The organism is Tessaracoccus lacteus, from assembly GCF_029917005.1.
GTDB lineage: Bacteria > Actinomycetota > Actinomycetes > Propionibacteriales > Propionibacteriaceae > Arachnia > Arachnia lactea.
Genome location: NZ_CP123967.1, coordinates 39,968 through 59,173, shown reverse-complemented (window position 1 = coordinate 59,173; position 19,206 = coordinate 39,968). Strand labels below are relative to the sequence as shown.

20 protein-coding genes and 1 tRNA gene are annotated in these 19,206 nt (G+C 67.7%); 11 read left to right on the top strand and 10 right to left on the bottom strand.

All coding sequences use genetic code 11. The features are described 5' to 3' along the window. Positions 1–8: 8 nt before the first annotated feature. Both QH948_RS00315 and QH948_RS00310 read right to left on the bottom strand, forming a co-directional pair. Positions 9–1,211, bottom strand: a complete 1,203-nt coding sequence (locus tag QH948_RS00315; RefSeq protein ID WP_498371059.1) for a tyrosine-type recombinase/integrase — start codon at positions 1,209–1,211, stop codon at positions 9–11. Between the two features lie 147 nt (positions 1,212–1,358). Next, positions 1,359–1,431, bottom strand: a tRNA-Ala gene (locus tag QH948_RS00310). 211 nt (positions 1,432–1,642) lie between these two features. Between QH948_RS00310 and QH948_RS00305 the strand changes: the two genes are divergently transcribed. Continuing rightward, complete coding sequence (locus QH948_RS00305; RefSeq protein WP_281145004.1) at positions 1,643–2,155, top strand: hypothetical protein; 513 nt, start codon at positions 1,643–1,645, stop codon at positions 2,153–2,155. A gap of 16 nt (positions 2,156–2,171) precedes the next feature. On the opposite strand, the gene QH948_RS00300 is transcribed toward QH948_RS00305, so the two are convergent. Further along, positions 2,172–3,194 (bottom strand): adenosine deaminase, encoded by a 1,023-nt coding sequence (locus QH948_RS00300; RefSeq protein WP_281145003.1) that lies wholly within the window; start codon positions 3,192–3,194, stop codon positions 2,172–2,174. Between the two features lie 103 nt (positions 3,195–3,297). Between QH948_RS00300 and QH948_RS00295 the strand changes: the two genes are divergently transcribed. Then, positions 3,298–3,609, top strand: a complete 312-nt coding sequence (locus tag QH948_RS00295) for a DUF2316 family protein (protein ID WP_281145002.1) — start codon at positions 3,298–3,300, stop codon at positions 3,607–3,609. Positions 3,610–3,629: 20 nt separating this feature from the next. Here QH948_RS00295 and QH948_RS00290 read toward each other — a convergent pair whose 3' ends face one another. The 5 genes from QH948_RS00290 to QH948_RS00270 form a co-directional block, all read right to left on the bottom strand. Further along, a complete protein-coding gene (locus QH948_RS00290; RefSeq protein ID WP_281145001.1) occupies positions 3,630–3,932 on the bottom strand; it encodes a hypothetical protein in 303 nt (100 codons plus the stop codon). A gap of 23 nt (positions 3,933–3,955) precedes the next feature. Beyond that, positions 3,956–4,504 (bottom strand): RloB family protein, encoded by a 549-nt coding sequence (locus QH948_RS00285; protein WP_281145000.1) that lies wholly within the window; start codon positions 4,502–4,504, stop codon positions 3,956–3,958. 68 nt (positions 4,505–4,572) lie between these two features. Beyond that, on the bottom strand, positions 4,573–5,907 hold the full coding sequence (locus QH948_RS00280; protein ID WP_281144999.1) for an AAA family ATPase: 1,335 nt from the start codon (positions 5,905–5,907) through the stop codon (positions 4,573–4,575). A gap of 359 nt (positions 5,908–6,266) precedes the next feature. Beyond that, positions 6,267–7,268, bottom strand: coding sequence for a type IV toxin-antitoxin system AbiEi family antitoxin domain-containing protein (locus QH948_RS00275; protein WP_281144998.1), 1,002 nt, complete (start codon positions 7,266–7,268; stop codon positions 6,267–6,269). 88 nt (positions 7,269–7,356) lie between these two features. Then, entirely contained in the window at positions 7,357–9,090 is a 1,734-nt protein-coding gene (locus QH948_RS00270; protein ID WP_281144997.1) for a glycerol-3-phosphate dehydrogenase/oxidase, read from the bottom strand. A 229-nt stretch (positions 9,091–9,319) separates the two neighbouring features. Between QH948_RS00270 and QH948_RS00265 the strand changes: the two genes are divergently transcribed. The 3 genes from QH948_RS00265 to QH948_RS00255 all read left to right on the top strand — a co-directional run bounded on the left by QH948_RS00265 (position 9,320) and on the right by QH948_RS00255 (position 12,021). Then, positions 9,320–9,955, top strand: a complete 636-nt coding sequence (locus QH948_RS00265; protein ID WP_281144996.1) for a cysteine hydrolase family protein — start codon at positions 9,320–9,322, stop codon at positions 9,953–9,955. A gap of 121 nt (positions 9,956–10,076) precedes the next feature. After that, positions 10,077–11,009: a sugar-binding transcriptional regulator gene (locus QH948_RS00260; RefSeq protein WP_438874146.1), complete on the top strand. Its 933-nt coding sequence runs from the start codon at positions 10,077–10,079 to the stop codon at positions 11,007–11,009. Between the two features lie 67 nt (positions 11,010–11,076). Continuing rightward, entirely contained in the window at positions 11,077–12,021 is a 945-nt protein-coding gene (locus QH948_RS00255) for an enoyl-CoA hydratase/isomerase family protein (protein WP_281144994.1), read from the top strand. 23 nt (positions 12,022–12,044) lie between these two features. On the opposite strand, the gene QH948_RS00250 is transcribed toward QH948_RS00255, so the two are convergent. After that, positions 12,045–12,323 (bottom strand): DUF7218 family protein, encoded by a 279-nt coding sequence (locus QH948_RS00250; protein WP_281144993.1) that lies wholly within the window; start codon positions 12,321–12,323, stop codon positions 12,045–12,047. Between the two features lie 130 nt (positions 12,324–12,453). On the opposite strand from QH948_RS00250, the gene trxB reads away from it, so the two are divergent. The 6 genes from trxB (at position 12,454) to QH948_RS00220 (ending at position 17,668) form a co-directional block, all read left to right on the top strand. Further along, the gene (gene trxB / locus QH948_RS00245; RefSeq protein WP_281144992.1) at positions 12,454–13,389 is read left to right on the top strand and encodes a thioredoxin-disulfide reductase; all 936 of its coding nucleotides are present in this window, start codon (positions 12,454–12,456) and stop codon (positions 13,387–13,389) included. A 300-nt stretch (positions 13,390–13,689) separates the two neighbouring features. After that, positions 13,690–13,959: a thioredoxin gene (gene trxA / locus QH948_RS00240; RefSeq protein ID WP_438874145.1), complete on the top strand. Its 270-nt coding sequence runs from the start codon at positions 13,690–13,692 to the stop codon at positions 13,957–13,959. Continuing rightward, on the top strand, positions 13,959–14,555 hold the full coding sequence (locus QH948_RS00235) for a hypothetical protein (RefSeq protein ID WP_281144990.1): 597 nt from the start codon (positions 13,959–13,961) through the stop codon (positions 14,553–14,555). Before trxA ends, QH948_RS00235 begins: the two co-directional genes overlap by 1 nt. Positions 14,556–14,684: 129 nt before the next feature. After that, the gene (locus QH948_RS00230; protein WP_281144989.1) at positions 14,685–15,989 is read left to right on the top strand and encodes an aminotransferase-like domain-containing protein; all 1,305 of its coding nucleotides are present in this window, start codon (positions 14,685–14,687) and stop codon (positions 15,987–15,989) included. Between the two features lie 12 nt (positions 15,990–16,001). Next, on the top strand, positions 16,002–16,949 hold the full coding sequence (locus QH948_RS00225) for a D-alanine--D-alanine ligase family protein (RefSeq protein ID WP_281144988.1): 948 nt from the start codon (positions 16,002–16,004) through the stop codon (positions 16,947–16,949). After that, positions 16,946–17,668, top strand: a complete 723-nt coding sequence (locus QH948_RS00220) for an SURF1 family protein (protein ID WP_281144987.1) — start codon at positions 16,946–16,948, stop codon at positions 17,666–17,668. Before QH948_RS00225 ends, QH948_RS00220 begins: the two co-directional genes overlap by 4 nt. A gap of 1,147 nt (positions 17,669–18,815) precedes the next feature. On the opposite strand, the gene QH948_RS00215 is transcribed toward QH948_RS00220, so the two are convergent. Next, positions 18,816–19,190: a DUF3817 domain-containing protein gene (locus tag QH948_RS00215; protein ID WP_281144986.1), complete on the bottom strand. Its 375-nt coding sequence runs from the start codon at positions 19,188–19,190 to the stop codon at positions 18,816–18,818. Positions 19,191–19,206 lie beyond the last annotated feature (16 nt).

Genomic DNA, 19,206 nt, shown 5'->3' with positions numbered 1-19,206 from the left:
ACCGCGCCTCATGTCACGACCACTGTGAGGCCCTTGAGGGCTTCGTCCTGCTTGGGCCCGACGCTCTCGACTCGGCGCGGGAAGACGCGGCTGTAGACCTCCAGCGCCATGCGGGAATCGCTCCACCCCAGCAAGAGCATGACTTCCGCGATCGTGTATCCCTCGCTGAAGAGCCACGCGGCGTACGAAGCACGAAGGTCGTGCAGCGTGATGTGGTCCTCCTTCGGTACCGGGAGCCCCTTCCTCCATAATCGGCGCCGCTCCGCCTCTGGGGTCCGCAACCCCATGTTGGCCAGCGCCCTGTTGTGCCGCCGGTCGGCCTCGGCCGGCCCCATCGGCTTGCCATCCGCGACGGTGAACACGAGTTGCTCCGGCGACCTCGGATGCAACGTGAGGTGATCCCGCAGGATCGTCACCAAGGTGGTCGACATGGGCAGCGAGCGGATGCCGGCCGACGTCTTGGAAACCTTCACACCCACGCGGTAGGCGTCGCCGTCCTTGCCATGCTCGATCGCCTGGCGCACGAGGATCCGCCGCCCCTCGAGGTCGAGGTCCATCCGACGCAGGCCTCGGACCTCACCGGATCTCAACCCGCCCAGGGCCACCGTGGCCAGCATCGCGACGTGCTGGGGTTCGGCGGCTTGCAGGTAGCGTCGGACGTCGTCCAGGTCGAACACGTGACGCTGCTCCATCGCCTTCGTCTGGCGCGGGATGCTCACGCCGGCGGCGGGGTTCTTGTCGATCCATCCCCAATGCGCCGCCTTAGCCAGCAACTCACTGAACAAGGCCAACGACGACCGGTCGCGGCGGCGCTCAGCGGCCAGCGGGCCCTGGCGCCATTGCCACACGTCGTCGTGGGTGATGGTCTTCACGTCACGCTCAGCCCCCCAGTGGGGAACGATCCGCAGACGCCAGTCCTGCTCATACGCGGTCAGCGTGGACAGGGCCAGCGGCCGCGGGCGCTGGGCTAGGAACCGGTCGTAGGTCTCCTGAAGAGTTCGCACCTTCGGCCGTCGGGCCTCGACTTCCTCGGGCGCGAGCCACTCCCCTCGCTCAATGGCCCGCTCCTGCATCCTGAGCCAATGCTCCGCGTCGCCCTTGTGCGTGAAAGTCACCGGGGCAGCGACCCTGCGCGTGGAATCGTGGGGGTGGACGAAGCTTGCCCGATAGCGCCCGCTGGGCAGCCGTTTGGTTGATCCGAACCGTCTCATGACCATAGGAACCCCGCCTCGGTCGGTCTACGGCGTTCCACGAACGTTCCACGAGTGTGCTCCATAGTGTCCCCCTGAGGGCACCGGAGTCCAGGGTCAAACATGCAAACTCCCTAGTCAAGGGCGTTTGACTAGGGAGTTCAGCCGTGGAGCATAGGGGACTCGAACCCCTAACTTCCACCTTGCAAAGGTGGCACTCTACCAATTGAGTTAATGCCCCGAAGACCCCTGAAGTATAGGGGAACGTCGCCTGCCAGGCACATCGGGCCCGAGCGCCACATGGCTAAGGCGAGGCCGCGGAGAGTCTGTCGGTCCTGGGTGGCAGGGTGACAGTCGTTCTCACCCGCCACAGGAGGCGCGAATGTCCTACCCATCTCAGCAGTCCGCGGGGCCGTACCAGCAGCCCGCCATGCCCAGCCCCAAGCTCGGCGGTGCTGATCTACCGCCTGATCCTGTGGTTCGCCGTCGCGGTCGCCCTTGTCATCGTGGCCATGACCACCTCCAGGATGACGGCGCGCAGCTACGCGGACCTCCTCGACCTCGCGGGCGAGAGCTTCGACGCGAACAACGGGCTCACGTCGGGCGCGCCCCAACAGGCCGTGGTCAACGGGTGGTACACCAACGACCTGCTGACCGTGATCGGCAAGCAGAACAACACCCTGATGAGCATCCAGGGCAGCCTGCTGTGGATCGCGGTCATCCTCGGGCTGGGAGTCGCCGCCCACGTGGCGGGCTCGTCCCTGATCCGCCTCGTGACCAGGCCGAAGCCCACGCAGGTACCCACGCCCATGCAGCCAAGAACCCCCGCGCCGTGGATGAACAGCCAGGGACCGACGCCCGGGTACGGTCAGCCGACCGCACCGAACGGTCCGCCGCCCCAGTACCGGCCGGCCCCCGGGCAGCCTCCCTACCCGACCGACCCGCGTCCCGGCCAGGGCAACTGACCGACGGCGGCCCGGATCAGGGGCGCGGCATCTCCACTGAGTCGGCGACCCAGGCGTCCAGCTCGGCCAGCAGCTCGGCCTTCCGGCCGTCGGGCGCGAAGGACGCGACGATGGAGTTCCTCGCCATGGTCGCCAGCTCGTCGACGGTGAAGCCCTCGCCCGCGACGGCGGCGAAGTTGGCCGCCACGTAGCCGCCGAAGTAGGCGGGGTCGTCGGAGTTGAGTGTGACGACGACGCCGGCGTCGAACAGCCGTCGCAAGGGGTGAGCGGCGAGGTCGGGGACCGCCTTCAGCCGCACGTTCGACAGCGGGCAGACCGTCAGCGGGACCCGGCGTCGAGCGAGCTCGGCGACCAGGGCGTCGTCCTCCGCAGCCCGGATGCCGTGATCGATGCGCTCGACGTGGAGCGTGTCGAGCGCCTCCCGGACGTACGCGGCCGGGCCCTCCTCGCCCGCGTGGGCGACCAACCGGAGCCCCAGTTCGGCGGCGCGCGCGAAGACGTCGGCGAACAGCACCGGCGGGTGCCCGACCTCGGCGGAGTCCAGGCCGACGCCCAGCAGATCCCCGGCCCGCCCGGCGACCGATTCCAGCGTCTCCATCGCCGACGCCGCGGGCAGGTCGCGCAGGAAGCAGAGGATCAGGCCGCCTGTCATGCCGAACCGCTCTCCCGCGATCCGCAGCCCCTCCAGCAGCCCGTCCATGACGGCGTCGACGCTGACACCGTTGCCGGCGTGCACCTGCGGGTCGAAGAACAGCTCGGCGTGACGGACACCGTCGGCGTGCGCCCGCTCGAGGTAGGCCAGGGCGAGGTCGCGGAAGTCGTCCGCCGTGCGGAGCACCGCCATGCACGCGTAGTAGAGGTCGAGGAACGACTGCAGGTCATCGAAGTCGTAGCGCAGACGCAGGTCCTCGACGCTCGCGAACGGCAGCGTCACCCCGTTGCGTTGGGCGAGCTCGAACGCCAGCTCGGGCTCGAGCGTGCCCTCGATGTGCAGGTGGAGTTCGGCCTTCGGCAGGGAGCGCAGCGCTTCGACGGTCATCCGGCGAGTATGCCCACTCCGCTCAACCTCCACCATCCCGCACCCTCTTCCGCGGGGCCAGGCCGCGGCGGCGCGCGGTCCGTCGTCGTGCCATGCTGCGGGGATGTCGTTGACCTCACGCCAGCAGCGTCAGACCGCAGCCGAGCTGCGCACCCACCTCGACGCCATCGGGTTGAGCGAGGAAGTCGTCGCGAGCCATCTCGGGTTCACGTCCGAGCGACTCGTGCGGACGCTGAGCGTCACCAACTCCGGGGATCCCGGCGACGTGTGGCTGCTGCGCGACTACCTCGTCCAGGCTGCTGCGGACAAGGGCGTCGTCGTCGCCCCCTTCACCATCCTCACCGACGCCTCGCGTCGCCAGGCCGCCGTGTGGTTCGACCTTCACACGGCACCGCGCCACAACTTCAGTAGCTGAGCCCTGCCCCACCTGGGTGATCACAGCCAGGTGCGATGCCGGTGGCTCCAGGTCTTGCCGGCAACCGCTTCGGAGAGGACCGGATCAAGGAACCCGCCGACGAGGGCTGCGGCCGATTCGGCGACGCGGAACTCCTCGCACGCAGGAAGTGGCGCCGCGAGCTTCGCGTACTGAGGACCCCAGCCCCCAGGGATCACGAAACAGGTGGGCAGATCGAGCCCACGGCTGAGCGCCTCGACCTGCAGGGCACGGAGGAGCTTCGCCGCACCGACATACTGGGAGACGGCGAGGACGACTAGTCGCTCGTCATCGAGATACCTCAACGGACCAGTTTGCTCCGATGGGTTCAGCAGCCGCCGCCGGGGGTGGCTGTCCCTTGCAGGAGGTCGACGAGGATCGGCATCGCTGATGACGGATCCGGACCCTTGCGGCCAGCCTTCATGTCAGGGTCGGCTGCCCGCGCAGTCCGACAGGCGCTGTCGACGGCTGTGAAGGGGAATCCGAGGGAGATCGACTTGTCCAGGACGAGGTCCAGCTCCCTCGCCCGTTTGTCGAGCTGGTGGGACGTCTGCGCAGCTCGCTTATCTTCCTTGTGCCAGAGCAGCCATACCTCGAACTTGAGGTTCGAGATCAGCAGCAGAATGCCTTCCCTCTCGGCGAGCTCGGCTGCGTCGCTGAGCTTCTGGTGTTGATCCACGTCGACTAGGCAGACGCAGACCGAGTACTCCTTCTCGGTGTTCCTCACCTTATTGCGCAACTCGACGCACCTGCGCACGACGTGGAGTGGATCTCGACCAACTCCCACCGACTTAACGGTCGGTGTCGACGCCTTGCTGCGAAGGGAAATGTTGAGACCCTCAACATACTGCGGCTCGGTCGAGGTGCCCTCGGTCACCACGAGGATGCGCTTCGCCTCCTGGCGTCTGGGCCTGTTGGATCGTCCTGATCGACCACGAATCATGTTCAGTTCACCCCAGCAGTGACCAGAGCGGCCAGCATGCTGGGGGAGAGACGCGGCGTGCCCCCGTAGCGCCCTGCCAGGTACCGCCGAGCTACGTTCGCATCAGGGTGCTTCGGAAAGTCGGCCAAACAGGTGAGCTCAGTGACGCCCTCGAAGGACTTGTCCGTGAACCACACCTGCTCCGGCTCCAGCTTGACCTCGCTCAGCGGGGAGAGAATATGGGACTCATGGCTGGTGAAGATCAGCTGTGCGTGCTTGACGTTGACGTCAGGATCGGCGAACGCGCCGAGCAGAACCTCGAGCAGGTGCGGGTGCAGGCTCGCGTCGATCTCGTCGATCACGAGGAGCCCTCCTGCCCGGAGTGTCTCGAGTGCCGGCACCGCGGTGGCGAGCCACGCTACAGTTCCGTCGCTCTCCTCCGCGATTGAGAACGTTGGGCATTCCTCGACCCGACCCCTATGAGTGAAGATCAGATGCCTGATTACCAGCTCGAGCTGGGCATCGTCCAGGTCGTCCGGTTCCTCGTCGGTTTGCGCGCCCGGTCCCTCATCTGTAGACGGATTCTGTCGAAGATCACGCGTGAAGTTCAAGAGTGCCCGCCGCGTGCGCTCCGGAATACTCCTCTCCTCGAGGTCAACCTTTGTCACACCGATGTCGGCGACTTGCAGCAGAGCTTCGAGGTCAGCGAAGGTAATTCTCTTCTCGGCGAGCGAGTCGGCGATCTCCCGAAGCCGGGCCTCACGGTGAGAGTCCTTCACGAGCACGGCGTCGAAATGCGACACAAGATCCTGAGCGACAGCGTGCAGCGGGGTGCCGCCGAGCAGGAGCGCGCGGCTGAGCACGAGCTCTCGGGCCGTCACAGCGATCTTCCCGCGCAACGATGAGTGGAACGTGAGGGTGCCTGCGTCGCGGTCGCGCTCCAGCAGCGTGCGCCAGCGGGATCTGGGAACGTCCCGCAGCCATTCCCGCTTGATGCCATCGGCATCCACCTCGAATCCGAACACGTGCCGGTGGCCATCGAAGACGAAGTCAAGCTCGAAGGTGCTGGAGGACATCCGTGCTGTCCCGTCGAGCTTGAAAGGGGCTCGTGGAAAGGCCTTCGACGCCTGCCAACCGGTGGCCGACGATCGAATGGCAGAGAAAACATACCTCAGCGCATCCAGCACTGACGACTTCCCGGTCGCGTTGCCGCCGAAGATCCCGGCGATCGGATAGGTCGAGCCTGCCCAGTCGAGATCCGCCGGCTGCAGCGTCCTCAGCGTTGGGCGCGTGAGGTCAACGGTGATCTCATCCCGGATGCTGGCGTGGTTGCGCACGGTGAAGCTAAGCAGGATCATGGATCCACCATACATGCTGAGAGGCAAGGAGATTACGTTTTTCGAGCGGAGAGACTTGCTCAGGTGAGATCCTGAGCCGCGTGTAAACAACACCGGATGTGGACCAACGACACTCTCTGGCGTAGGGGGACAGCCTAAGAGGCCAGCGGGCGAGGCGATACTCGAGCCTGTACTTGGTCGCAGGCTGTCCGGACGGGGTCCGAGCGTATGCGACGGACTGTGGATGCAGGCCAGCCGCCAAGGCAGAGAGTTCGTCCAAGGCACCGTTGGACAGATGACCTAGGCCAATCGCTCCAGCGGTGCACCCCTCTTGAGGCCCCGTGCACCATTGCGGTGTCCTTCGGACGTCGGCTGCCAATTCAGCACAGCATCTCGCCCGGCTGGCAAGGGCTTACAGTTGAAATGGTTTGTCGTGTCGCTTCCGCGAGCCTGGCCCAGTCGGCGGCCTCCAGCAGCTCCGCCACGCGATCGGCCTTGACGATTGCTGGCGTCCCGGCGTCCCCAGCTTCGCGCACCGCCTCCAGCGCACGGCGCAGCTCAACGGACAGGTCCGAGAGCTTTTCGAAGATGGGGCGCAGGGTGGCTACCAGTTCCGAGGTGGCCGAGTCGTCGAACGCGTCAAGATCCAGGTCGGACAGCTGCTGTAGCTGGCTCGCGGTGATCCGCGCGCCGATCTCCGGGATTCGCCCCAGTCGTCCGGCGAGGTTGCCTGCGTCTATGCCCTCAATGCGAAGGAGGTCCGCGAGCAGAGCGGCGCCGTCGCCTCGAGGATGTCCGTTCCGCTCCGCGAGCGGCGACAGCAGCGCGGTGAGCCGCGTCGTGTCGAGACGTGTCTGCATGGCCGCGTCACGCAGTGCGTGGGCGACGATGCTGAGGCCCTGGCGCTCCTCGACGAGGTCGGCGATCGTCCGCTCGACCGTGGTCACGGGCAGACCGTCGCGCACCGTGACGTCGCTCGACGGGAGCTGACGCGTCCGGTAGCGCACGTCCGGACGCTGACTCTGCCTGCGGGTCGGGGTGGTGAACTCGCTTCGCATCGCGCGGAGGTCGCCGATGCCGTGCAGCCGCGCCGCGGACTCTCCGCTGACCACTGCGCTCGGCGGTTGATCGCGCAGCCGGTCGTCGGCGAGCCGCTTCGGCTCGGTCGCCAGCCAGGCGGCCCGCAGCGCCTCATGCCGGGGATCCGGTGCCCCCGCGTCGCGGTACACCCCATGGGACACCCGGACAAGATCGCCCGATTCGGAGAGCCGCGTGAGGTTCATGTGGCTCACGCCGCGCGCACTCGCCTGAGCCGAGGTGACAAGCCCCCACTGGGGCTCAGAGACCTCAGCCAGCACACGAAGCGCATCGCGGGACTTCATGCTTGGATTCTATCGCCATGTAAGTTAGCTTCCAAGCAATCGTGGGGTGCGTGCCAGGCGGCACGCACCCCACGATCGACTCTGGAGGTCAGGCGGTCACGCCCGCGCCGACGATGTCGACCGCCTTCTCACGCTCGGCGGAAGCGGCGGCGTCCGTCGCCTGCTCCTCGGCCGCGAGCTCGGCGGCGATCCGGGCGCGGTAGTTGGTCTTCTCCGCCTCGGTCCTCGCCTCTTCCCAGCCCAGGGCCTTCGCCGCGATCTCGGCCACCTCGTCGACGCACGCGCCGCCGCGGTCGCGGGACTCGGAGTTGAGCCGGACGCGGGAGACGAAGATGTCCTCCAGGTGCAGCGCCCCCTCGACGGTGCATGCACGGGAGACCTCGGCGCGGATGAACTGCGGCGCGTGCTGCAGCGGCTGCGCGAGGGTCGGGTCCTCGTCGATGCTGGCCAGCAGGTCGCCGATCTCCGATCCGTAGCGCGACAGCAGGTGCTTCATTCGATCGGCGTCGAACCCGTACTGCTTCCCGAGGCGGGCGGACTGGTTGACGACGGCCTCATACCCGTCGGCGCCCAGCAGCGGCAGGCTCGCAGTCGGCGACGGGGTGGCCTCGGCCGCCTCCTTGCCGAGCGCGAAGTCGACGGCGTCCTCGGCCATCACGCGGTAGGTGGTCAGCTTTCCGCCCGCGATCGCGACCATGCCGGGGATGACCTCCGAGACGGTGTGCTCGCGGGAGACCTTGGTGGACTTCGACTCGTCGAGCACCTTGGGCTGCAGCAGCGGCCTGAGCCCGGCGTAGGTGCCGATGATGTCGTCGCGGGTCAGCGGCTTGTCGAGGACCTCGTTGGCGTGCGCCAGCACGTAGTCGATGTCGGCGCTCGTCGGGACGGGGTTCTCGAGCTGCTCGTGCCAGGCGGTGTCGGTGGTGCCGATCACCCAGTAGTGCTGCCACGGGATGATGAACAGCACCGACTTCTCGGTGCGCAGGAACATGCCGGCCTTCGCCTTGAGGCGGTCGCGAGGGATGACGATGTGGATGCCCTTCGAAGCCAGCACCTTGAGGCCGCCGGTGCCGCCGGCCATGTCCTGGGTCTCCTCGGTCCACACGCCCGTCGCGTTGATGATCTTCTTGGCGCGGATCGTGAACGACGCGCCGGTCTCGAGGTCGGTGACCTCCGCGCCGGCCGCGGCACCCTTCTCGTCCTTGACGATCCCGGTGACCTTGATGCGGCTCGCGGCCTCGGCGCCGTACTTCAGCGCGGTGCGGATCAGCGTGATGACCAGGCGGGCGTCGTCGACGCGGGCGTCGTAGAACTCGATGGCGCCGCAGAGCGCGTCGGCCTTCACCTCGGGGAAGTGACGGATGGCGGCCTTCTTCGAGAGGTGCTTCTGCGTGGGCACGGTCTTCCGGCCACCCGCGCCGATCACGGCGAGCGCGTCGTACATGCCGACGCCGACGGCAGAGTAAGCCCGCTCGACGACCGGAGTCTTCAGCGGCCACAAGAACGGCTGCGCCTCGACGAGGTGCGGCGCGATGGTCGTCAGCAGGCGGCCGCGCTCCTTCAGCGCCTCGGCCACCAGCTTGAAGTCCAGGTTGTAGAGGTAGCGCAGACCGCCGTGCACCAGCCGGGAGGAGCGCGACGATGTGCCCGCGGCCCAGTCCTGATAGTCGACGACCGCGGTGCTCAGACCACGCGAGGCGGCGTCGAGCGCGATGCCGGCTCCGGTCACGCCGCCGCCGATGACGAGCACGTCGAAGGTCTGCGACTGCATGGCCTCGACCGAGGCTGCCCGCTGGTCGGGCGTGAGTGAGGTTTTCGTCACGATTGACTCCTTTAAATCCCTTGCGCCCACTGTCCACGACCTGAACATTCCGGGCAACACCAGTGCACGTTCGTGCACACGGCGTCAGGGTCAGGTGACGAGGTTGCATATCGCGGGCGTCTCGGCCGGGGAATGCGCTTGTCATCCGATCCTTGGACTCCTCCTCCCCCGTCCACCGAAGTCGTAGAGTTGGAGGCGAAATCAACCCTGGTTGCAAAGGAGCACCACGATGAACCCCACCACCACCGCCCTCGTCCTCATCGAGTTCCAGAACGACTTCACCACCGAGGGCGGCACCCTCCACGGCGCCGTCAAGGACGTCATGGACAAGGAGCACGTCCTCGACCACGCACGGCAGGCGGCCGACGCCGTCCGCGCGGCCGGTGGCGCCGTCCTCCACTGCCCCATCACCTTCGCGCCGGGCTATGGCGAGATCACCGCGCACCCCTATGGAATCCTGAAGGGCGTCGTCGACTCCTCCTCGTTCGTGCGCGGCGGCTGGGGAGCGGAGATCTGCCAGGAGCTCACCCCCGTCGACGGCGACATCGTCATCGAGGGCAAGCGTGGCCTCGACGCCTTCGGCTCGACCAACCTCGACTTCGTGCTCCGCTCGAAGGGGATCACGACCGTCGTGCTCGCTGGCTTCCTGACCAACTGCTGCGTCGAGTCCACGATGCGAAGCGCCTACGAGAAGGGCTTTGAGGTCATCACCCTGACCGACGCGGTGGGTGCCACCTCCGTCGAGGAGCACGACTCGGCGATCAAGTTCGACTACCCGATGTTCTCCAAGCCGATGAGCACCGACGAGTTCGTCGCCGCTCTCGGCGCCGACCGGGAGCTCGCGGACGCCTCCCGCGGGTACTGAACGCCCTGTCGGCTACCGGACCCGGGAGCCCGTCCCCGCAAAGGGCTATGCCTAAGATGGTCGGGACAAGGAGGTTCACGTGGCCGACAAGAGCAGCGAGGCGCTCGTCACGGTCGCACGTATGTACTACGTGCAGTCCGAGACGATGGACGCCATCGCCCACCACCTAGGCGTGTCCAGGTCGACGGTGTCACGGCTCCTCAAGGAGGCGCGCGAGCAAGGGCTCGTGCGCGTGCAGATCGTGGACCCGGCACGCCCGGTGGGCCGCATGGCCGATCTGTTCCACCGCAACTTCGGCATCCGCGCCCACATCGTGCAGGTGCGCCCCGGCTCCAGCGGGATCTTCCGGCTCGACCAAGTGGCCCGCACTGCCGCCGAGCTCCTCGGAGAGACCGTCTCCGACGGCGACACCGTCGGCGTCGCGTGGGGCACGACCGTCTCCGCCGTCGCGACGCATCTGCGTCCCCGCGACCTCACGGGCGTCACGGTGATAGGACTCAATGGCGGCGCGAACCACCAGACCACTGGCCTGCCCTACGTCGGCAGCATCCTGCACCGCTTCGCCGACGCGTTCCGCGGCCAGGAGCAGCTGCTCGCCCTCCCGGCGTTCTTCGACGACCCGGCCACCAAAGAGGCGATGTGGCGGGAGCAGAGCACGCGCCACATCCTCCACGTGCGCGACTCGTGTCGCGTCGCACTGTTCGGCATCGGCGGCCTGAACTCCGAGCTGCAGTCTCACGTCTACGCGTCGAACTACCTCACCGAGGGTGACATCCAGACCCTGAGGGACCAGGGCGTCGTCGGGGACGTCTGCACGGTGATGCTGCGGGAGAACGGCACCTACCGCGACCTCGAGATCAACCAGCGCGCCACCGGGATGACGCCCGCGGAGCTGCAGCGCATCCCGCGTCGCATCTGCGTGGTCAGCGGCCTCGCGAAGGCGCCCGCGGTGCTCGGCGCGTTGCGCGCAGGGGTGGCAACGGACCTTGTCATCGACCAGGAGACGGCTCGCACGGTCCTCACGCGGCTCAAGCCGAACATCCGGCTGTCCTGAGCATCCGCCAGCCCTTCGAGGAGGGGGCCATGCGGCATGAACGCACCTGAGCTATTAGGCTGCATCCATGTCTGACTACATCGTCACCGACGTGATCGACGGCATTGGCCGCATCACGCTGAACCGTCCGGCGGCCATCAACGCCCTGGACGAGTCCATGATGCACACCATGACCGAGACGTTGGTGCAGTGGCGCAACGACGACGACGTGACCGCCGTCGAGCTCTCCGGCAACGGCGACCGCGGTTTCTGCTCCGGCGCCGACGTGCGCGCCCTGTCCCAGGCGCTGACCTCGGGTGGCGCCTGGCTGCACTTCCTTGAGCACGAGTATTCGCTCGACATGCTCATCGCGGACTACCCCAAGCCCGTGACGAGTCACCTGCGCGGCATCGCGATGGGCGGCGGCCTCGGCATCGGCGCTCACGCCGACCGGCGCATCGTCTATGCCGACACGGTGATGGCCATGCCGGAGACGAAGATCGGCTTCTTCCCCGACGTCGGCATCATGTACCAGCTGTCCCGCGCCGGCGCCGTCGGCCGCCACGTCACGCTCACGTCGGCCACCTTCACCGGCGGCGACGCCCTCCTGATGAACCTGGCCGACGAGTCCGCTGACGGTCCGCTGCCCGCGCCGCTGTTCGACACCGCGAGCGCGTGGATCGAGGAGTGCTACGTCTCCGACCAGCCCGCCGAGATCGTCGCGGCGCTCGAGAACCACCCCGACGAGAACGCCCGCAAGGCCGCCGCGGAGATGCGCCTGCGCTCCCCGCTGTCGGTGCACGTCGCGCTTCGCGCGCTGAACCGCGCGAAGACCCTCAACCTGGGCGCGATCTTCGACCAGGACCTGCGCCTGGCCGAGCGTCTGCTGCCGACAGGCGACTTCGTCGAGGGCGTGCGCGCCCTGCTGGTGGACAAGGACAACCAGCCCACGTGGCTGTACCCGTCGATCGAGGAGGTCCCGCTCGAGGTCGTCGACGAGATCTTCGCGTACCGGTCCTCCTGGAAGAGCTGAACGGGCGCCCTTGGAACCCGGGCTCAGTGGTTCCTGAGGGCGTCGATGAGCTCGTCCTTCGACATCGACGAACGCCCGCGGATCTCCAACTCGCGGGCCCGCTGCAGGAGCTCGTCCTTGGTGCGGTCCTCGTAGTCGGTCGCCTCGCCACCCCTGCGGCCGACGGCCGACCTGGACGTCGCGGCCGCGGCGTTCGCGATTCGCGCGGCCTTCTCCTTGCTGGCCCCGTCGTCGCGTAACGCCTCGTAGACCTCGGGGTCCTTCACCGACGGTCCGGGGTCCTGAGTCTTTTTCTTCGCCATGCTCGCTCCCTTCCCCGCCCATTCTGGTCGCGTCGGGGTCAGGGGTTCGCTTGCAGCACCAACCGCGGGGAGGGGGCCTCGCGGGGCCCGCACTAGACTTGGCCTGCCTGTCTTGAACGCTAGGAGCCACATGTCGGAGATCCACGACGTCATCATCATCGGATCCGGCCCCGCCGGATACACTGCCGCGATCTACGCAGCCCGCGCGAACCTGAAGCCGCTGGTCTTCGAGGGTGCGTTCGAGTCCGGCGGCGCGCTGATGAACACCACCGAGGTCGAGAACTTCCCAGGGTTCCCGGAGGCCATCGACGGCCCGGACCTGATGGCGAACCTCCGTAAGCAGGCCGAGCGCTTCGGGGCCACGCTCATCACGGACGACGTCACCGAGGTCCAGCTGACCGGCGACGTCAAGATCGTCAAGGACTCCGAGGACGTCGAGTACCGGGCCAAGTCCGTCATCCTGGCCATGGGTTCCGGCTACCGTCGCCTCGGCCTGCCCGACGAGGACCGCCTGTCCGGCCGCGGCGTGTCCTGGTGCGCGACCTGCGACGGCGCGTTCTTCCGTGACAAGCCCATCGCCGTCGTCGGCGGCGGCGACTCCGCGATGGAGGAGGCGACGTTCCTCAGCCGCTTCGGCTCCCGCGTCGTCGTGATCCACCGTCGCGACGAGTTGCGCGCTTCGAAGATCATGATCGACCGCGCGCACCGCGACCCGAAGATCGACTTCGCCTGGAACTCGGCCATCCGGACCATCAACGGCGAGAACTCCGTGCAGTCCGTGACGCTGGAGGACACGGTGACCGGCGAGCTGCGCGACCTCGAGGTCAACGGCCTGTTCATCGCGATCGGCCACGACCCCCGCTCGGAGCTGGTCAAGGGCCAGGTCGACCTCGACGCCGAGGGCTACGTCCTCGTCGACGGCCGTTCACAGGCCACCAACCTGCGCGGCGTCTTCGCGTGCGGCGACCTCGTCGACCACACCTACCGTCAGGCGATCACCGCAGCCGGCTCCGGCTGCGCGGCCGCCCTGGACGCGGAGCGCTTCCTGCAGTCCCTCGAGGACTGACACCGCGCCTCCGACGCGACCGCACACCCGACGCGACCCCACACCCGACCCCACCCCACACCCGACCCCACCCACGGACGCCAACGGTATTTCCCAGGCGCCAACGAAGTGCACGGACGCCAACGGTATTCGCGCGAATATCGTTGGCGTCGGTACATATCGTTGGCGTCTGCGAGAGGGGCCGGAAGCCAGGGGCGTAGAATCGTGAGCCGCTGCCCCGACGGGGCGGGCCCATCGCTAAGGAGTTTGAACGTGGCTGTTGTTGACGTGACCGAGAAGACCTTCGTCGACGAGGTGCTGATGGCCGACGGGCTCGTGGTCGTCGACTACTGGGCCGACTGGTGCTCGCCGTGCAAGCAGATGGCCCCGATCATCGACGAGCTCGCCGGCGAGTTCGGCGATGTGAAGTTCGTCAAGGTCGACACCAACACCAACCCCAACCTCGCCGCTGAGCAGGGCATCCTCTCCCTCCCGACGCTGCAGTTCTTCCAAGGGGGTCGCGTCACCAAGGCCCTCTCCGGCGGCAAGACGAAGAACGCGCTCAAGAAGGCCATCAACGAGCTCCTCTGATGTCGACGCAGCCCACGCCTGACCCGGAGGAGAACCCGGATCAGCAGTGGACGGCCGTCTCCCGCGAGGAGCCGGCCCGTCCGCCGCTACCCTCCGTCGTGAAGTTCGGAGGATTGGCACTGCTCGCGGTCATGGTCATCGCAGCTGTACTGATCGGCGTCGCGCTGGGCGGGGGGTTCACGCCCGCGACGCCGTCGCCCTCCGCCTCACCGACCCCCGCCTATCCGCTGGAGCTACCGGTCCAGGTCGGCGACCTCGTCCGCGGCGACGTGACCGAAAGCCAGGGCCCTGCTCCCGAGAACCAACAGATCGTCCGGGCCGACTACTCCGACGGCACCTCCCGCGTCGTGGTACTCGTGACCTTCCCCGAACGGACCATCACGCAGTTCCTCGAGGACGCGGGGGTCACCATGAACGACACCAGCGGGCAGGTCCTGGTCAGCGACGGAATCTACTGCGGAACGTCCGCGGATACGGGCCTGGAGGCCTGCGGCATCGTGCAGGACTCGACGGGCCTCCTGGTGCTCCCCACCACCGAGACGGGCCAGAGCGCAGAGGATCTCGTCGCTGCTTTCGACGAGGCGCTCACCTCCTGACTCCCTCCCGACGGTGCCCCGCCGGTCCAGGCGCCTGCCGAGAGGCTCCCGAGGAGGCGTCCAGGCGACTAATCTGGCCGGAAGGACGCCGATCCCGCGGCGCCTTCATCCCACAGAGGCTCCAGGACAGTGACCGACCAACACCGCCACGACACCCGGCTCGACCGGTTCGTCGACAGCTATTCACAGCGCACCGAGGGCATGCGGGTCTCCGCAGTCCGAGCTCTGTTCAGCGTCGCCAACCGCCCGGAGATCGTGTCCCTGGCCGGCGGCATGCCCAACATCAAGGACCTCCCCCTCCACCACATCGCCGACTCGCTCGCCGCGATGATCGAGACCAACGGCACCAAGGTGATGCAGTACGGATCCGGCCAGGGCGAGGGGGTGCTGCGCGAGCAGATCGTCCACGTGATGGCGCTCGAGGGCATCACCGCCCACCCCGACGACATCACCATCACGGCGGGCTCACAGCAGGGCCTCGACCTCGTCACGCGCATCTTCTGCGACCCAGGCGATGTCGTGCTGGCCGAATCGCCGTCGTACGTCGGCGCCCTCGGAACGTTCCTCAGCTACCAGTGCGAGGTGGTGCACGTCCCCACCGATGAGCACGGCATCAGCCCGACGGCCCTGCGGGAGACCATCGACAGGCTGCGCGCCCAGGGCAAGCGGATCAAGTTCCTCTACACGATCCCCAACTACAACAACCCGTCCGGCGTCACGCAGCCATGGGACCGCCGCCTCGACGTCATCAGCGTGTGCGAGAGCGAGGGAGTCCTGGTCGTCGAGGACAACCCGTACGGTCTGCTGTCGCTGGACGCGGACCCCATCCCCGCGATGCGCTCGGCCGACGAGAACGTCATCTACCTCGGTTCCTTCTCCAAGACGTTCGCCCCCGGATTCCGCGTCGGATGGGTGCTCGCCCCCCACGCGGTGCGCGAGAAGCTCGTGCTGGCGCAGGAGTCGGCGACGCTGTGCCCGCCGGTGTTCAGCCAGTACGCCATCGCGGACTACCTGACCAACAACGACTGGCGAGGCCAGATCGACATCTTCAAGGACATGTACCGCGCCCGCCGCGACGCCATGCTGCTCGCGCTCGCCGAGGAGATGCCCGAGGGAACAACCTGGACCCGGCCGGCCGGCGGCTTCTTCGTGTGGGTGACACTGCCGGAGGGCCTCGACACCCAGGCGATGCTCCCTCGCGGCGTGGATGCGAGGGTGGCCTACGTACCCGGCCCGGCCTTCTACGCCGACGGCCAAGGCGCGCGCAACGCCCGACTCTCCTTCTGCTTCCCGCCCCCCGACCGCATCAAGACCGGGGTGCGCCGCTTCGCCGACGTCGTGCGGCGCGAGCTCGAGGTCATGAACACCTTCGGGGTGTCACATTCGCCCACCCTCTCGCGGCCCGCCCCCGGCCCAAGCGCTAACCTCACCTGACAAGGAGGCATCATGACCATCATCGTCATCGCCGGGGGGCTGAGCCACGAGCGCGACGTGTCGCTCCGATCGGGCCGCAGGGTCGCCAAGGCGCTGCGCGAGACCGGACGCCAGGTGATCGAGGCCGACGTCAACGCTGACCTCGTCCCCCTGCTGCATCGCACCGACGACCCCGTCGTCGTCCCCATGCTGCACGGCGGACTCGGTGAGGACGGCGCGCTGCGCGAGGTCCTCGGGGTGCTGAAGGTCCCCTTCGTCGGGCCGAACGGAGCGTCGTCGCGTCTGACGTTCGACAAGTCCATCGCGACCTCGATCGTGCGTTCCGCCGGCATCGACGCGCCCCTCCAGATCGCTCTCCCGCATGACATCTTCCGTGAACTCGGCGCCCCGGCACTGATGGACGGCATCGGGGAGCAGCTCGGCTACCCCCTCATCGTCAAGCCCTCGCGCAGCGGGTCGGCTCTCGGCGTGACGAAGGTCGAGGAGCCCGGCCAGCTGGCCAGCGCCCTCGTCGCGGCCTACGCCTACGGCCCCGTCGCCGTCATCGAGCAGTTCCTCACCGGCACCGAGGTCGCCGTCACCGTCCTGGACATTGGCGACGGGCCCCGCGCGCTGCCCCCGGTCGAGATCCGGCCGGAGTCCGGCGTCTACGACTACGAGTCCCGCTACACCGCCGGCGCCACGCGCTTCGTGACCCCCGCCGAGCTAGACGACGACGTGCTCACGGCCGCCGGCGATCTAGCCGTCGCCGCGCACCGGGCCCTCGGCCTACGCGACATCTCCCGCATTGATGTGATGGTCGTCGAATCTCGACCCTACTTCCTGGAAGGCAACGTCGCACCGGGCATGACGGAGACGTCGCTCGCGCCGCTGGCGATGGAGGCCGACGGCACCGACGTCGGACACGTGTATGCCCAGCTGGTAGACCGGGCGACCGCCCGGGCAGAGGGTCGCGGATGACCCCGCGTCTCCGGCGCATCTTCATCATGCTTGCCAGCGCGGTCGTGGCGGCCGTGATGGTCATGCTCGGCCTCTGGCAGATGCACTCCTACGAGGAGTCGACCCGCGATGTCTCCGCCGAGCGCGCCGCGGAGGCCCCTGTCGTCCTCGAGGAGCAGGTCTCCGACGACGGCTCCATGAGCGACATCTACGGCAAGCCCGTCACGCTGACCGGCGTCTACCTTCCCGAGGACGAGGTGCTGGTCGGGACGACCGACGCGCTCCGAGTCGTCACCGCCCTTCAGTTGAGTGACGGACGCTACGTCGCTGTAGTCCGCGGCGCGGTCGAGGCGGGCAGCGTCGTGCCGCCTGCGCCGGAGGGACAGCAGTCGTTCGAGGGGATCTTCCTCGCCTCCGACAAGACGTCCGACGAGCTGGCTTCCGCTAGTGCCGACATGGCGACAGTCCGCATTCAGGCCTTGGCGCAGGAGTGGCCGACCCCCTTGCTGGGTGGCTACGTGACGCTCTCCGAGGCCGATTCCGCAGCCCAGGGGCTCGACGCCGCGTCCCTGACGCTGCCCGAGGCAGAGGGATCGGCCACGCACCGCGGCTACGCCCTCCAGTGGTGGGTGTTCGCCGCTGGAGCGATCGCGTTCGGCGTCTACGCTGCCCGCGGGGTGAAGGACGACGAGGACGCCCCGCCGACCCAAGTCGACAACCCAGTGATGACCAACACCTGACGAGACATCTGCAGGTCCCGAGTCTGACCCCCGGGACCACCCCTCGCTGCGCTTCGGGGCCCTTCGACAAGCTCAGGGAACCAACGGGTCACCGAGCCTGTCGAGGTGCCCTGCCCCGGGTCGCCGAGCCTGTCGAGGTGCCCTGAGCGAAGCGAAGGGTGACTCCCCCGGGAGACTCGGGATCACCCCTCGCTGCGCTTCGGGGCCCTTCGACAAGCTCAGGGAACCAACGGGTCACCGAGCCTGTCGAGGCGCCCTGCCCCGGATCGCCGAGCCTGTCGAGGTGTTCTGCTCCGGATCGCCGAGCCTGTCGAGGTGCCCTGAGCGAAGCGAAGGGTGACTCCCCCGGGAGACTCGGGATCACCCCTCGCTGCGCTACGGGGCCCTTCGACAAGCTCAGGGAACCGGACCATGCTACGGGGCCCTTCGACAAGCTCAGGGAACCAACGGGTCACCGAGCCTGTCGAGGTGCCCTGAGCGAAGCGAAGGGAATCCGCGCTCGGCAGGATCACCCCTCGCTGCGCTTCGGGGCCCTTCGACAAGCTCAGGGAACCAACGGGTCACCGAGCCTGTCGAGGTGCCCTGCCCCGGATCGCGAGCCTGTCGAGGTGCCCTGCCCCGGATCGCCGAGCCTGTCGAGGTGCCCTGAGCGAAGCGAAGGGAATCCGCAACCGGCAGGATCACCCCTCGCTGCGCTACGGGGCCCTTCGACAAGCTCAGGGAACCAACGGGTCGCCGAGCCCGTCGAGGTGCCCTGAGCGAAGCGAAGGGAATCCGCGCTCGGCAGGATCACCCCTCGCTGCGCTTCGGGGCTCTTCGACAAGCTCAGGGAACCAACGGGTCGCCGAGCCTGTCGAGGTGTTCTGCCTCGGGTCGCCGAGCCTGTCGAGGTGCCCTGAGCGAAGCGAAGGGACTCCCCCGGGAGACTCGGGACCACCCCTCGCTGCGCTTCGGGGCCCTTCGACAAGCTCAGGGAACCAACGGGTCGCCGAGCCCGTCGAGGTGCCCTGAGCGAAGCGAAGGGACTCCCCCGGGAGACTCGGGACCACCCCTCGCTGCGCTACGGGGCCCTTCGACAAGCTCAGGGAACCGGACCATGCTACGGGGCCCTTCGACAAGCTCAGGGAACCGGCCGACCCAAGGATCGTCAGGCGGCCTCGGAGGCAGCCAGGGTCGCCCGGACATTCTTCGTCGCGAAGTGCTCAGCCACGAAGCTCAGGAACGGCACGGTTCCCGCCAGCATGATCATCACGAACCACTTCAGCGACCACTTCACCCTGCGCCCGAGGTCATAGGCCGTGATCAGCAGCACCATGTACAGCCAGCCGTGCGGGACACCCGTCCACGTCACCACACGGCCATCCCCCCAGATGTACTTCAGCGGGAGGCCCACGAGCATGAGGACGACGAGCAGCACGCCAACCACGTAGGCCATGACGCGGTAGCGCACGAGTGCGGAACGCACTGATGCGATGTCCTCCTTGTCGACGAGGTCCGCTGGTGCGGTGGCCGACTCGTTCATGCTGGTCTCCTAGAGA